Source organism: Streptomyces natalensis ATCC 27448, assembly GCF_000935125.1.
GTDB classification, from domain to species: domain Bacteria; phylum Actinomycetota; class Actinomycetes; order Streptomycetales; family Streptomycetaceae; genus Streptomyces; species Streptomyces natalensis.
This window is the reverse complement of the sequence record NZ_JRKI01000023.1, coordinates 39,627-53,888: the sequence shown is the minus strand read 5'-3', so window position 1 is coordinate 53,888 and position 14,262 is coordinate 39,627. Positions and strand designations below refer to the sequence as shown.

At 71.3% G+C, this 14,262-nt stretch carries 11 protein-coding genes and 1 pseudogene; 7 read left to right on the top strand and 5 right to left on the bottom strand.

Translation table 11 applies throughout. The features are described from left to right. Positions 1-106 precede the first annotated feature (106 nt). A complete protein-coding gene (locus SNA_RS14105; RefSeq protein ID WP_030071133.1) occupies positions 107-721 on the top strand; it encodes a GTP-binding protein in 615 nt (204 codons plus the stop codon). 24 nt (positions 722-745) lie between these two features. Here SNA_RS14105 and SNA_RS14100 read toward each other — a convergent pair whose 3' ends face one another. Next, positions 746-1,174, bottom strand: a complete 429-nt coding sequence (locus SNA_RS14100; RefSeq protein WP_030071132.1) for a PPOX class F420-dependent oxidoreductase — start codon at positions 1,172-1,174, stop codon at positions 746-748. A 166-nt stretch (positions 1,175-1,340) separates the two neighbouring features. Here SNA_RS14100 and SNA_RS14095 point away from each other — a divergent pair, with 166 nt between their 5' ends. Next, on the top strand, positions 1,341-1,748 hold the full coding sequence (locus SNA_RS14095; RefSeq protein WP_030071130.1) for a roadblock/LC7 domain-containing protein: 408 nt from the start codon (positions 1,341-1,343) through the stop codon (positions 1,746-1,748). A 114-nt stretch (positions 1,749-1,862) separates the two neighbouring features. After that, positions 1,863-2,795, top strand: a complete 933-nt coding sequence (locus SNA_RS14090; RefSeq protein WP_030071128.1) for a DUF6397 family protein — start codon at positions 1,863-1,865, stop codon at positions 2,793-2,795. Here the strand turns inward: SNA_RS14090 and SNA_RS14085 are convergent. Continuing rightward, positions 2,726-3,595 carry an acyl-CoA thioesterase gene (locus SNA_RS14085; protein ID WP_044365283.1) on the bottom strand — a complete coding sequence of 290 codons (870 nt, stop codon included), beginning with the start codon at positions 3,593-3,595 and terminating at the stop codon, positions 2,726-2,728. The two genes, SNA_RS14090 and SNA_RS14085, sit on opposite strands and share 70 nt — an antisense overlap. Positions 3,596-3,647: 52 nt before the next feature. Continuing rightward, the gene (locus tag SNA_RS14080; protein ID WP_044365282.1) at positions 3,648-6,161 is read right to left on the bottom strand and encodes a DEAD/DEAH box helicase; all 2,514 of its coding nucleotides are present in this window, start codon (positions 6,159-6,161) and stop codon (positions 3,648-3,650) included. Positions 6,162-6,539: 378 nt separating this feature from the next. Here SNA_RS14080 and SNA_RS43835 point away from each other — a divergent pair. The 3 genes and pseudogenes from SNA_RS43835 to SNA_RS14070 all read left to right on the top strand — a co-directional run. Continuing rightward, positions 6,540-6,824 (top strand): annotated as a pseudogene (locus SNA_RS43835) (cytosine permease); the annotation flags it as partial. 316 nt (positions 6,825-7,140) lie between these two features. Then, positions 7,141-8,340 carry an alpha/beta hydrolase family protein gene (locus tag SNA_RS43830; RefSeq protein ID WP_241779646.1) on the top strand — a complete coding sequence of 400 codons (1,200 nt, stop codon included), beginning with the start codon at positions 7,141-7,143 and terminating at the stop codon, positions 8,338-8,340. Between the two features lie 323 nt (positions 8,341-8,663). Next, the gene (locus SNA_RS14070) at positions 8,664-9,455 is read left to right on the top strand and encodes a metal-dependent hydrolase (protein ID WP_030072925.1); all 792 of its coding nucleotides are present in this window, start codon (positions 8,664-8,666) and stop codon (positions 9,453-9,455) included. A gap of 104 nt (positions 9,456-9,559) precedes the next feature. On the opposite strand, the gene SNA_RS14065 is transcribed toward SNA_RS14070, so the two are convergent. Together SNA_RS14065 and SNA_RS14060 are read right to left on the bottom strand one after the other, a co-directional pair. Next, positions 9,560-11,341 carry an ABC transporter ATP-binding protein gene (locus tag SNA_RS14065; protein ID WP_044365280.1) on the bottom strand — a complete coding sequence of 594 codons (1,782 nt, stop codon included), beginning with the start codon at positions 11,339-11,341 and terminating at the stop codon, positions 9,560-9,562. Next, positions 11,338-13,260: an ABC transporter transmembrane domain-containing protein gene (locus SNA_RS14060; RefSeq protein WP_044365353.1), complete on the bottom strand. Its 1,923-nt coding sequence runs from the start codon at positions 13,258-13,260 to the stop codon at positions 11,338-11,340. The genes SNA_RS14065 and SNA_RS14060 overlap by 4 nt, the downstream gene beginning before the upstream one ends. A 241-nt stretch (positions 13,261-13,501) precedes the next feature. Here SNA_RS14060 and SNA_RS14055 point away from each other — a divergent pair, with 241 nt between their 5' ends. Then, a complete protein-coding gene (locus tag SNA_RS14055; protein WP_078969902.1) occupies positions 13,502-14,248 on the top strand; it encodes a L,D-transpeptidase family protein in 747 nt (248 codons plus the stop codon). The last annotated feature ends 14 nt before the right edge of the window (positions 14,249-14,262 follow it).

The window sequence follows — 14,262 nt, the reverse complement described above, 5'->3', positions numbered from 1 at the left end:
CTACGGATTTCCGGACGGCGCTGTGGCCGCCGGGGGCTCCTGTTGCCGAGCCCTGCATCCGTACACCCCGTGACGCGTGCTGCCCGCATCCTGGAGGAGACGTCCCATGAACGCTGTACAAGGGGCCCGGGAGGACGTACGGCCGGGCCCTGGCTCCGAACTGGGCCTGAAGATCGTGGTCGCGGGCGGCTTCGGAGCGGGCAAGACGACCCTGGTGGGAGCGGTCAGCGAGAGCCGCCCGCTGCGCACCGAGGAACGGCTCAGCGAAGTGGGCGAGGCGCTGGACGGCACCGGGGGCGTGGACGACAAGAGCACCACCACGGTGGCCATGGACTTCGGCCGCATCGCCATCCGGCAGGGCCTGTCCCTCTACCTCTTCGGCACCCCCGGCCAGGACCGCTTCTGGTTCCTGTGGGACGACCTGTCGGACGGCGCCCTGGGCGCCGTGGTGCTCGCCGACACCCGCCGTCTGACGGACTGCTTCCCGGCGGTGGACTACTTCGAGCGCCGCGCCCTCCCGTTCCTGGTCGCCGTCAACTGCTTTGCGCAGGACCGGTCCTACGGCGCCGACGAGGTGGCCCGCGCCCTCGACCTGGACCGTGGCACGCCGGTGGTCCTGTGCGACGCACGGGACCGCGACTCGGGGAAGGAAGTGCTGATTCGCCTGGTCGAGCACGCCGGGCGGCGGCACACCGCCCGGCGGGTGCACTCGGCCGGGTAGCGGGCCGCCCGCCCGCCGCGCAGGTCAGTCCGCCAGGTCCGCGACGGCCACCGCCTTGTCGATCCGCACCCGTACGAGCAGTTCGCCCGGTACGCCGTTGCGGGCCCCGTACTCCTCCGCGCGGTCCTCACCCATGTAGCGGGCCGCGATCCGCGCCGCCCAGTGCCGCACCGCGGCGAGATCCTCACTGAGCTCCGCCGTGCCGTGCACCACCACGAAGGAGAACGGCGGCCGCTCGTCGTCCACGCACAGTGCAACTCTGCCGTCCCGGGCCAGATTGCGGCCCTTGACCGTCTCCTTCCCGGTGTTGAACACCAGCTCATCGCCGTCCATGAGGAACCACACCGGTGCCAGGTGCGGGCTGCCGTCGGCCCGTACGGTCGCCAGCTTGCCGGTCCGGGTGCCTTCGGAAAGGAACGTGTGCCACTGGTCCTTGGTCATCTTCTGTGCCATGCCGCCATCCTCCGCCGTGGCGCCGACGGGGCCCGTGCAGGCACGCCGCGCGGCCGACCCGCTTGCCCAGACGGCGGAGGTGGGACAGGCTGGCACGGCAGTCGCGCACCGACTGCGCACTGCCGTCCGGTCAAGGAAGCGGACGGGGATACGGGGAGGAAGCGGCATGGCACTGAGCAGCGGACTGGACTGGCTGCTGGACGACTTGACCAAACGGGTGGAGAAAGTACGGCACGCGATGGTGCTCTCCAACGACGGTCTGGTGACCGGAGCCAGTCAGGCACTGGAAAAGGCGGACGCCGAACATCTGGCGGCGGTCGCCTCCGGACTGCACAGCCTCGCCAAGGGGTCGGGGCTGCATTTCCGGGCCGGACGGGTGCGCCAGACGATGGTCGAGTTCGACGACGGGATGCTGTTCGTGACGGCGGCGGGGGACGGCAGCTGCCTGTGTGTCCTGGCCGGGGCCGACGCCGATATGGGGCAGATCGCTTATGAGATGACGCTGTTGGTCAATCGCGTGGGCGAGCATCTCGGCGTCGCGGTGCGCCAGCCGGAGAGTTATCCACAGGCTTGAGGTGACGGTTGACCCGCTGTCACAGCCCGCGGCTACAGTCGTGACTGTCAGTGATTGACGCGTCGGTGGCATCGACGTCATCGATACAAGCGACTGTATTGCGGGGGAATCGACATGACAGTGATGTGTGACGGGCAGCAGACCTTCGCCGTGGGGCGAGCGGCCCAGGAACTTCAGCTGAGGAGCGGCGAGTTCGAGCTCGCCACCCAGCTCGGGGAGGTACGGACGGTCCCGTCCGGGACGGAAGGCCGGCCGGGGGCCGCCGGGCCGCTCGGGCGGCGCCGGGTCGCCGCCGGGGAGATCGCCCGGCTCCAGGCCCAGCCCGGCTTCCCGGACGCGCTGCGCGAGCGCATCCGTACGGTCGGGGCGAACGAGGGTGCCGAGCTGATGCGCATCGGCCCCGGGCGCTTTCTGCGGCTGACCCGGGCCGGCTGCTTCGGCCCGGTCAGGTTCTATGTGAACCGCTACGGTGCGGTGGTCTGGCTCTATCTCGCCGCCGAGATCGCCGAATTCGCCGACCGGGAACCGGAGTTGCTGCAAGGCAATCTCCCCGCCGTGATGCGGGTGGTGCTCGACGGCGGACAGGACTGGCGGCCCCGGAAGTGGCGCGCACGGCGGGTGGCGCAGCTGATGGGGCAGACGCACGACCCCTGGGAGTCGGCGGCGGTGATCGCCGCCGTACTCCCGCCGGAGGAATTGGCCTCAGTGGTCACCGACCCGAGGGAGCGGTCGCTGCTCCGCCGGCTCAGGCCGGTCCTGGCCTCGCTGATCACGGCGACCGCCGCCGCCCGGGAATCCTTCGAACGGGTGCTGACGGCGGAGGAGTTCGACGAGGTGATGTGGTACCGCGTCAATCTCTCCCGCACCCTGGAAACCGCCCGCAAGGAAGACCCCGGACGGGTGCGCCGGCCCCCGGCACGGCCGTCGGCGCTCCGCCGGCCGTCCGAGGCCCGGCGGCCGTCCGCGGTCCGGCCTCCTCAGTCGCCGAGTTTTCTGAACAGGCCCTCCTGGACGACCGAGACCAGCATTCTTCCCTCCCGGTCGTAGATCCGTCCCCGGGCCAGTCCCCGGCCGCCGGTGGCGATGGGTGACTCCTGGTCGTAGAGGAACCACTCGTCCGCGCGGAACGGACGGTGGAACCACATCGCATGGTCGAGCGAGGCCATGTCGAAGCCCCGAGGGCCCCACAGCGGCTCGATCGGGATGCGGACGGCGTCCAGCAGCGTCATATCGCTGGCGTAGGTCAGCGCGCAGGTGTGCACCAGCGGATCGTCACCCAACGGCCCCACCGCGCGCATCCACACCGCACTGCGCGGCTCCGCACCCTCGATCTCCTCCGGCGCCCAGCGCAGCCGGTCGACATACCGGATGTCGAACGGCTGACGGCGCGCCATCCGCTCCAGGGCCTCGGGCAGACCGCCCAGATGCTCGCGGACCTCGTCCGTGACGGTGGGCAGCTCCTCCGGGTCGGGCACCGCCCGGCGCATGGGCAACTGATGGTCGAAGCCGGGTTCCGGCTGATGAAAGGAGGCGGTCAGATTGAAGATCGTGCGTCCCTGCTGGACGGCGACGACCCGGCGGGTGGTGAAGGACCGTCCGTCACGGACCCGCTCGACCTGGTACACGATCGGCACCCCGGGACGGCCGGGCCGCAGAAAGTACGCGTGCAGCGAGTGGACCGGGCGGTCCCCCTCGGTGGTCCGCCCGGCCGCCACGAGCGCCTGGCCCGCGACCTGCCCGCCGAAGACCCGCTGGAGGCTCTCCTGCGGACTTCGGCCCCGGAAGATGTTCATCTCGATCTGCTCAAGATTCAGCAGATCGACCAGCTTCTCGGCGGGATTGGTCATGACCGGTGGCCCTCCGTCGCATCCCTCGACGACCTCGGTCGAGGCCGTCGCCCTACAGCTGACCCACGTCGGTGACGCGCACCACCGCGCGCCCCTCCTCGTCGGAGGCGGCCAGGTCCACCTCCGCGGAGATGCCCCAGTCGTGATCACCGTTCGGGTCGGCGAAAGTCTGCCGCACCTTCCACAGCCCGTGCGCCGGGTCCTCCTGAATCTGCAGCAGCTTGGGCCCGCGCGCATCCGGGCCGGTGCCCAGGTCGTCGTATTCGTCCCAGTAGGCATCCATCGCCTCGCCCCAGGCGTCGGCGTCCCAGCCCGAGTCGGCGTCCATCGCGCCGAGCTCCTCCACCTTGTCCAGCGCCGCCAGCTCCACCCGCCGGAACATCGCATTGCGCACCAGCACCCGGAAGGCACGCACATTGGTGGTGACGGGCTTGACCTCGTCCGCGTGCTCCATGGCCTCCTCGGCCGTCTCCTCCTCCGGGTTGGCGAGCTTCTCCCACTCGTCCAGAAGACTGGAGTCGACCTGCCGCACCATCTCGCCGAGCCAGGCGATGATGTCCTGGAAGTCCTCGGACTTCAGATCGTCGGGCACGGTGTGGTCCAGGGCCTTGTACGCGCTCGCCAGGTAGCGCAGCACGATGCCCTCGGTGCGGGCCAGCTCGTAGAAGGAGACGAACTCGCTGAAGGTCATGGCGCGTTCGTACATATCGCGGATGACCGACTTCGGCGACAGCGGATGGTCGCCGACCCACGGGTGGCTCCTGCGGTAGAGGCCGTAGGCGTGCGAGAGCAGCTCGTCGAGCGGTTTGGGGTACTCGACGTCCATGAGGCGCTCCATGCGGTCCTCGTACTCGACGCCGTCGGCCTTCATCTGGGCGACCGCCTCGCCCCGGGCCTTGTTCTGCTGCGCCGCGAGGATCTGCCGCGGATCGTCCAGCGTGGACTCCACGACCGAGACCATGTCCAGCGCATACGACGGCGATTCGGGGTCGAGCAGATCGAAGGCGGCCAGCGCGAAGGTGGACAGCGGCTGATTGAGCGCGAAGTCCTGCTGGAGGTCGACGGTCAGCCGGACGATCCGGCCCTCCGCGTCCGGCTCCGCCAGCCGCTCCACGATCCCGCCGTCCACCAGCGACCGGTAGATCGCGATGGCGCGGCGGATGTGCCGCAGCTGGCTGCGGCGCGGCTCGTGATTGTCCTCCAGCAGCCGCCGCATCGCCTCGAAGGCGTTGCCGGGCCGGGCGATGACGGACAGCAGCATCGCGTGGGTGACCCGGAAGCGGGAGGTGAGCGGTTCCGGCTCGGAGCCGATCAGCTTCTCGAAGGTGTTCTGACCCCAGTTGACGAAGCCCTCGGGGGCCTTCTTGCGGACCACCTTGCGGCGCTTCTTCGGATCGTCACCGGCCTTGGCGAGCGCCTTCTCGTTCTCGACGACATGCTCGGGAGCCTGCGCGACGACAAAACCGGCGGTGTCGAATCCGGCCCGCCCGGCCCGCCCGGCGATCTGGTGGAACTCCCGGGCCCGCAGCGTGCGCACCCGGTTGCCGTCGTACTTCGTCAGCGCGGTGAACAGCACCGTACGGATCGGCACATTCACCCCGACACCCAGCGTGTCCGTACCACAGATCACCTTCAGCAGCCCCGCCTGCGCGAGCTTCTCCACCAGCCGCCGGTATTTCGGGAGCATCCCGGCGTGATGGACGCCGATGCCGTGCCGCACATACCGCGAGAGGTTCTGGCCGAACTTGGTGGTGAAGCGGAAATTGCCGATCAGCTTGGCGATCTCGTCCTTCTCGGCCCGCGTGCACATATTGATGCTCATCAGCGCCTGCGCCCGCTCCACGGCCGCGGCCTGGGTGAAGTGCACGATGTAGACCGGCGCCTGCCGGGTCTCCAGCAGCTCGGTGAGCGTCTCGGTCAGCGGGGTGGTGCGGTACTCGTACGACAGCGGCACGGGCCGCGTCGCCGACCGTACGACCGAGGTGGGCCGGCCGGTGCGCCGGGCGAGGTCCTTCTCGAACATCGCGACATCGCCGAGCGTGGCCGACATCAGGACGAACTGTGCCTGCGGCAGCTCCAGCAGCGGGATCTGCCAGGCCCAGCCGCGGTCCGCCTCGGCATAGAAATGGAACTCGTCCATCACGACCTGGCCGATGTCGGCGTGCCGGCCGTCGCGCAGCGCGATGGAGGCGAGTACCTCGGCGGTGCAGCAGATGACCGGCGCATCGGAGTTGACCGAGGCGTCCCCGGTGAGCATCCCGACGTTCTCGGTGCCGAAGAGCTTGCACAGGTCGAAGAACTTCTCCGACACCAGCGCCTTGATGGGCGCGGTATAGAAGGTGACCTGGTCGTTGGCGAGGGCGGTGAAGTGCGCGCCGGCCGCCACCAGGCTCTTACCGGAGCCGGTGGGGGTGGACAGGACGACGTTTGCACCCGAGACCACTTCGATCAGCGCCTCCTCCTGGGCAGGGTAGAGCGTGATGCCCTGCTGCTCGGACCAGCCCGAAAAGGCTTCGAAGAGGGCATCGGGGTCGGCGTCGTTCGGCAGATGATCGATGAGGGTCACGCCCCCATACTGCCTGGCCCGGGGCCGGATCAGGGAACCGGCCGCAGATATGAAGATCGCGTGACCGCCCGTGCGGCCTCGCGGACGGGGTGCGCCGACGGGTGCGCGGGGCCGTGCGGGGGCGGTTACGTTGGAATTGCGGGGAAATCGGCGGACAGGGGAGTGAATTCCATGGGATTGCATATCACGATCGATATTTTCTCCGGACATCCCCGGCGCAGGCGGATACGCGGCGCCGTCCGTGAGGTCTGCCGCGGATTCGCCGGGCTGGGAATTCGGGGGGTACGGGTGGATCTCCGGTGCGGAAGACCGTTCTGCGGATCCGGCCGGCGCCATGGCGGGTCGGGCCGCTAGCCACCTACGTATTCCGGGAGAGTCATGCCCCTCGACCAGTCCGCGTTCGGCGGGGGGCGGATGCCCGCGCGAGCCGGTGATCCGGCGGTCGAACGGCACGGTATCCGGCCCGTGCCGGAAAGTAACCGCTATGGAAAACCGGGCCGTCTCTTCGCGGTCCGGTACGCGCCGAATCTCACCATGAGCGGGGTAATCGTCGGAATCGTGGGCATTTCGCTCGGACTGCATTTCTGGACCGCGCTGATCGCCCTGGTGCTCGGCACGGTCGTCGGCGCCGTGCCGGCCGCTTATCCGTGCACCTGGGGCAGCCTGACCGGCACCGGCCGGCTGCCGCTGCCGCTGCCGCTGTCGCGGCTGGCCTTCGGCGGCGGCCCCGATGCACGGCGCCGATCTCGCCTGCTACGTCGCCTTCGTCGTCGCCGTGGCCGGCTGTGCGCCCCGGCGGATATCCGGCGCGCGGGCGGGTGCGGCACCGAAGGTCACAGGCACCGCGGCGGGGTGGTGCGCCCGGTCGATGGACCGTTCGGAGGGGATTCGCCGAAGATAGCGGCCGGTGTGCGGCCGGGGGCGGTGGCCGAGGGTAAGGGTGAGGCGTCCCGTATCGCACCGCCAAGGAGCCGTGCCCGTGCTTCGTCTCAGCAGCGATCCGCTGTTCCAGTCGTTCGCCGAGCGGGTGCTCGCCCAGAGCAGCCGCGGGGGCGCCGAATACGGAGAGTGCGAGAAGACCCTGGGACGCATCCTCCCCGGAGACGCCGCCGGATGGCACCGGGAGTGGACGGCCACCGCCGCCATGGTGGAGTCCTGGGCACGGGAGAGCGATGAGCAGGGGCACCGGGTGAGCGCTCGCGAGGCGTATCTGCGGGCGACCACCTACTACCGCGCCTCCTACCTCCCGCTGTTCGGTGCGCCCGTCGACCCCCGGCTGGTCGAGGCGTTCGACCATGAACGCCGGTGCTTCGACCGCTTCGCCGAGCTCGCCCCGCACCCCCTGCACCCCGTGGCGATCCCCTTCGAGGGCGGCAGCCTGCCCGGATATCTGTGCACGCCCGACAGCGGCCCCACGCCCCGGCCCGTCCTCATCGGCGTCAACGGCTATGACTCCAACATCCACGAGATGTACTGGTCGCACGCCGTGCCCGCGCTCCGCCGCGGCCATGTCTGCCTGCTGGTCGACGGCCCCGGTCAGGGCGCAGCCCTGATCGAGGACGGCCGTACGCTGCGCCCGGACTGGGAGACGGTGCTGCGGCCGGTGATCGACCATGTCCTGACCCTGCCTCAGGCCGACCCCGCCCGTATCGCCGTCATGGGCTGGAGCTTCGGGGGCTGTCTGGCGCCGCGCGGGGTCAGCGGCGAGCCGCGGGTGGCCGCGCTGGTCGCCGATCCGGGGCTGTGGGACCCGGCGGCGGTCAGCAGGGTGCTGCCGTTGCCGGACGACCTGCGGGAGCGGCTGCCGAAGGTCGATCCGGCGGAACTGGATCCCTATCTCGCCGGGGTCGCCGACGATCCGATCTGGCGCTGGAAGCTCGTCCAGCGGGCGCTGTGGGTGCACGGACTGGAGTCGCTCGGCGAGTACCTCGTGGAGATGAGCCGCTACCACCTCGCGGAAGCGGCGGCCGCCATCGCCTGCCCCACCCTGGTCGCGTCCGCCGAGAACGACCCGCTCTCGGCGCAGGCCCAGGAGCTGTACGACGCGCTGCGCTGCCCCAAGAAGCTGGTCCGCTTCACGGCTGACGAGGGGTCGGCCGGCCACTGCGAGACCTGGAACCGCTCGCGGTTCGACCAGCGGGTCTTCGACTGGCTCGACGAGGTGCTCGCGGCACGGTGACGTACCCAGGCCCCGCCGTACCCAAGCCCGGTGAGGTACCGAAGAACCGTGCGGCGGCGGCCGCTCCGCGTCGTGGCGGTGCTCCCGGCGTACCCGCGCGACCTGCGGAGATCATCTGACGCTACGCTGAGCCGCCGGGCCGACCGGGCGTCAAAGGCCATGCGGCGGCGGCGCGATCAGATCACGCGGGCCGGCCGTACGAGCCGACACGACAAGCCCGGACGACAAGCCCGGACGACGAACAGAGCACGACAGGCCGATACGGCAACCCGATACGGCAACCCGATACGGCAAGCCGATACGACAAAGGTGGGGGAACGACCATGATGGGACCGGCGCACTCGCTGTCCGGGGCGGCGGCCTGGCTGGGGGTGGGCGCCGCGGCCGATGCCGCCGGGTATCCGATGCCCTGGCCGGTGCTGGTCTGCGGAGCCCTGATCTGTGCCGGCGCGGCACTGGCCCCCGACCTCGACCACAAGTCCGCCACCATCTCCCGGGCCTTCGGCCCGCTCTCGCGGATCGTGTGCGAGGTGGTCGACGCCCTCTCGCACGCCGTCTACAAAGCGACCAGGATGCGCGGCGACTCGAACCGCAACGGCGGCCACCGCACGCTCACCCACACCTGGGTGTGGGCCGTTCTGGTCGGCGGCGGTATGTCGCTGCTGGCGATGGAGGGCGGCCGCTGGGCGGTGCTCGGCATCCTCTTCGTGCATATGGTCCTCGCCATCGAGGGCCTGCTGTGGAGGGCGGCCCGGGTCTCCAGCGATGTGCTGGTGTGGCTGCTGGGCGCGGCCGCGGCCTGGATCCTGGGCGGCATCCTCGACCAGCCGGGCAACGGCGCGCACTGGCTGTTCACCGAACCGGACCAGGGCTACCTCTGGTTGGGCCTGCCCATCGTGCTCGGCGCTCTGGTCCACGACATCGGTGACGCGCTGACCGTCTCCGGCTGCCCCGTCCTGTGGCCCATCCCCATCGGCCGTAAGCGCTGGTACCCCCTCGGCCCGCCCAAGGGCATGCGCTTCAAGGCGGGCAGCTGGGTGGAGATCAAGGTGCTGATGCCGGTCTTCATGCTGCTGGGCGGCCTCGGCGGCCTGGGGGCCCTCGGCTACATCTGAGACACCTCGGGCCCGGCCGATGGGCCGGCGCGGGCCCGCGACCCGAGGCCGTACCCGGCCTCCAGCGCGCCGCGGTCCGAGGGCCGCGGCGCGCCCGTATGCGGTCACCCGTGCCAGGACCGCCACAGCGCCGCATACGCGCCGTCCGCCGCGACCAGCTCGTCGTGGCTGCCCAGCTCGCTGATCCGGCCCTCCTCGACCACCGCGATCAGGTCCGCGTCGTAGGCGGTGTGCAGCCGGTGCGCAATGGCCACCACCGTACGGCCGTCCAGCACCTTGCCCAGGGAACGTTCCAGATGCCGGGCGGCGCGCGGATCCAGCAGCGAGGTCGCCTCGTCCAGCACCAGGGTGTGCGGATCGGCGAGCACCAGCCGCGCCAGCGCGATCTGCTGGGCCTGCGCCGGGGTGAGCGGATGGCCTCCGGAGCCGACCTCGGTGTCCAGGCCGTCGTCCAGCGCGGCCGCCCAGTCCGCGGCGTCCACCGCGCCCAGCGCCGCCCACAGTTCGGCATCCTCCGCAGTCGTGCAGGCGAGCAGCAGATTGTCGCGGAGCGAGCCGACGAAGACATGATGTTCCTGGTTGACCAGGGCCACCTGCGCACGGACCCGTTCGGCGGGCATCTGCGAGAGCTCGGCGCCGCCCAGGGTGACGCTCCCCGTGCGCGGCCCGTAGATACCGGCCAGCAGCCGGCCCAGCGTCGACTTCCCGGCGCCGGACGGGCCGACCAGGGCCAGCCTGCTGCCCGGCCGCACCCGCAGCGAGACCTCGTGCAGCACATCGACGCCCTCTCGGTAGCCGAAGCGCACCGCATCGGCACGGACGTCCCGGCCCTGGGGCGCGGCCGTCCCGTCCGCGGCCTGCGGCTCGATCTCCCGCACGCCCACCAGCCGCGCCAGGGACACCTGGGCCACCTGGAGCTCGTCGTACCAGCGCAGGATCATGCCGATCGGCTCGACCATCATCTGTGCCAGCAGCGCACCGGTCGTCAGCTGACCCGGCGTCATATCGCCCGCCATCACCCACACCCCGCCGAGCAGCAGCACCGAGCCCAGCAGCAGCACATGGGTCACGCTCACCACGGGGAAAAGCACCGACCGCAAGAACAGCGTGTAGCGCTCCCACTGCGTCCACTCGCGGATCCGGCGCTCCGACTGGGCGATCCGGCGCGGGCCCAGCCGGTGCGCCTCGATCGTGCGCCCCGCATCCACGGTCTCTGCCAGCGCGGCCGAAACCGCGGCGTATCCGGCGGCCTCGGAACGATAGGCGCGCGGCGCCCGGGCGAAGTACCAGCGGCAGCCGACGATCAGGAGCGGCAGCGCGAGGAGGACGGACAGCGCCAGCGGCGGCGCGGTCACCGTCAGCCCGCCGATCAGCAGCGCGATCCACACCACGCCGATGGCCAGCTGCGGTACGGCCTCGCGCATCGCCTCCGACAGCCGGTCGATGTCGGTGGTGATACGGGACAGCAGATCGCCGGTCCCGGCCCGCTCCAGCACGCCCGGCGGCAGTGCCACGGACCGTACGAGAAAGTCCTCGCGCAGATCGGCCAGCATCTGCTCGCCGAGCATCGCCCCGCGCAGCCGGACCATCCGTACGAACAGGGTCTGGGCGACCAGCGCGAGGGCGAACAGCCCCATGGCGCGCCCCAGTTGGACATCGCGGTGGCCCGCGGAGAGGTCCTCGACCAGCCCGCCGAGCAGATAGGGCCCGGCCATCGAGGCGATGACCGCCGCCGCATTGACTCCGACCAGGAGGCCGAAGGCCCGCCGGTGGCGCCGGATCAGCTCGCCCACGTAGGCACGCACCGTCGACGGGGAGCCGACGGGCAGGGTCGTGGCGGTCTGCGGGGCGTCGGGATCGTGCTCCGGTGGCGCCAGGCCGATCATGCGGTCTCCTCGATCTGGTCCCAGCGGCCGAGCCGCAAGGGGGTTTCTTCCGGTGGGGCGAGCCCCGGGGTAACGGGGGCGTCATCGGTCTCGCGGGTGACAACGGCGCGGTAGGCGGGGTGGCCGCGCAGCAGGTCGCGATGGCCGCCGGTGGCCGCGACCTTGCCGTCGGAGAGGAAGACGACCTGGTCGGCGCGGTCCAGCAGCAGGGGGCTGGAGCTGAGCACCACCGTCGTCCGGCCGCCGCGCAGCCTGCGCAGACCGTCGGCGATCCGGGCCTCGGTGTGGGAGTCGACGGCGCTGGTCGGCTCGTCCAGCACCAGGACGGCGGGGTCGGCGACCAGCGACCGGGCCAGGGCCAGACGCTGGCGCTGCCCGCCGGACAGCGACCGGCCGCGTTCGGTGATCCGGGTGCGCATCGGGTCGCCGGAGTCATCGGTGGACGCCTGCGCCAGCGCGGCCAGCACATCGCCGCACTGCGCCGCGGCCAGCGCCTCCTGCGTGCCCACGAGCCCCGAGGACGGGACGTCGAGGAGTTCGCCGAGGGTGCCGGAGAGCAGTACCGGGTCCTTGTCCTGGACGAGGACGGCCGCGCGGGCGGCGTCGCGCGGGACGTCGTCCAGGGCCGTGCCGCCCAGCAGGACGGAGGGCTGTGTCCCCGCGTCCGTCCCCGCGTCCGTCCCTGCGTCCGTCCCCGTGTCCGTCCCCGTGTCCGTCCCCGTGTCCGTCCCTGCGTCCGTCCCTGCGTCCGTCCCCGTGTCCGTCTCCGCCGGATGCCCGCCGAGGCGTTCGGCGAGCCGGCCCGCGGCATCCGGGTCGCCGCAGACCACCGCGGTCAGCCGCCCGGCCGCGGCCGTGAGCCCGCTGACCGGGTCGTACAGATCGCCGTCGAGCGCTTCCGGGGCCCCGGCCGTGCCCCCGGACGGCCGGGAAAGCGCCAGCACGCGCGCAGCGCGCTTCGCCGAGGGTCTGGAGAAGGAGTACGCCATGGCGATCTCCTCGAAGTGGCGCAGCGGATAGAGCAGAAAGGCGACCGCGCTGTAGATGGTGACCAGTTCGCCGACGGCGATCCGGCCGTCCTGGACGAGCCGGACGCCGTACCAGACCACCGCGATCAGCAGCAGCCCCGGCAGCACCACCTGTACGGCCGAGATCAGCGACCACATACGGGCGCTGCGCACGGCGGCCCTGCGGACGTCCTGCGAGGCGCTGCGGTAGCGGCCGAGGAAGAGTTCCTCGCCGCCGATGCCGCGCAGCACCCGCAGCCCGGCGACGGTGTCGGAGGCCAGCTCGGTGGCCCGACCCGCCTTCTCCCGCTGGACGTCGGCGCGCCGGGTGGCGGGCGGCAGCAGCGGCAGCACGGCCAGCGCCAGAACCGGTACGCCCAGGGCCACCACGATGCCGAGGGCGGGCTGATAGACCACCAGGGCCACACAGACCCCGACCGAGGTCAGCGCCGCCGCGCCGAAGCGGGACACCGCCTCCACGAACCAGCCGATCTTCTCCAGGTCACCGGTGCTGACGGCGACGATCTCACCGGCCGCCACCCGTTGGGTCAGGGCCGAGCCGAGCTCGGTGGTCTTCCGGGCGAGCAGCTGCTGCAACCGGGCGACGGCGGTGATCCAGTTGGTCACCGCCGAGCGGTGCAGCATCACATCGCCGAGGGCGACCAGCACCCCCAGTAACACCATCAGGCCCCCGGACCGGGCCAGTTGGCCGCCGTCGCGGTCCACCACGGCCTGCACGGCCAGGCCCACCGGCAGGGGGAACGAGGCCACCGCACCGGTGTGCACCAGCCCCCACACCAGGGCCTTGGCCTGCCCGCCGAGCTGTTGCCCGTGGAGCCACAAAAGGAGCCGTCCGCCGGTACGGGCGTCCGGCACGCCGGGGTCGGGGTGCGGAAGATCGCGAATCTGCATGATGTCCAAGGCGGTCGTGGGCGGGCGTCCGGCCCCGGGCAGGGCACCGGGACGTACGGGAACGCGTGGGGGAGGGGCCGGCACGGGAGTGCGGGGCGGAGGCTGGAAGGTTGGCGCGCCGGGCTGCCGGATTTCAAACGGTTTTCCGTCGCCGACGGGGATATCGGGCCAATCGTGTGGGACGCGTACACGACGGGCGGGTGCTGAAGGATCGTCGGACTTCCGGTGCGACGATGTGCCCATGCGACTTACGGGCAGTGCGATGCGGACGGCGGCGGTGGCTACAGCGGGGCTGGTCCTTGTGGCGGGCTGCGGGGGCGGTGCCGGCGCCGGGGACGGCAAGGACGACGGTGCGGGCAAGGAACGCCCCGGCGGCCCGGCGCGCGGCGCCTCGGCCACCACGCACCTCAAGCAGATCCCCGAGGTCGGCACCGCCCTCCGCTCGCGCATCCCGGCCGACTCCCAGCAGATCGTCGCCGTCTACGGCAAGGGCTTCGACTCCGCCGAGTCCACCGTCGTGCTGTACGAGAAGGGCCCCAAGGGCTGGGACCGCACGGCGTCCTGGGCCGCGCACAACGGCCGCCACGGCTGGACGCTGCACCACCACGAGGGGGACAAGCGCAGCCCGGTCGGTGTGTTCACCCTGACCGATGCGGGCGGCGTGCTGGCCGACCCGGGTGCCCGTCTGCCGTATACGCACTCGGCGGAATTCACCCCGCCGTCATACTGGGACAAGGGCACCCGGCACGACTTCGACTATGTCGTCGCCATCAACTACAACCGCGTCACGGGCACCTCCCCGCTGGATCCGACGCGGCCCCAGGGCCAGGCCCAAGGTGGCGGGATCTGGTTGCACCTGGACCACGGCAGCGGGACCTCCGGCTGCGTCAGCCTCCCCAAGGCCGCGATGACGACGCTGCTGCGCAGCCTCGACCCGAAGCGGCATCCGGTGGTGGTGATGGGGGACCGGATGCATTTGCTGGCGTGAGCGCGTCTCCTGGT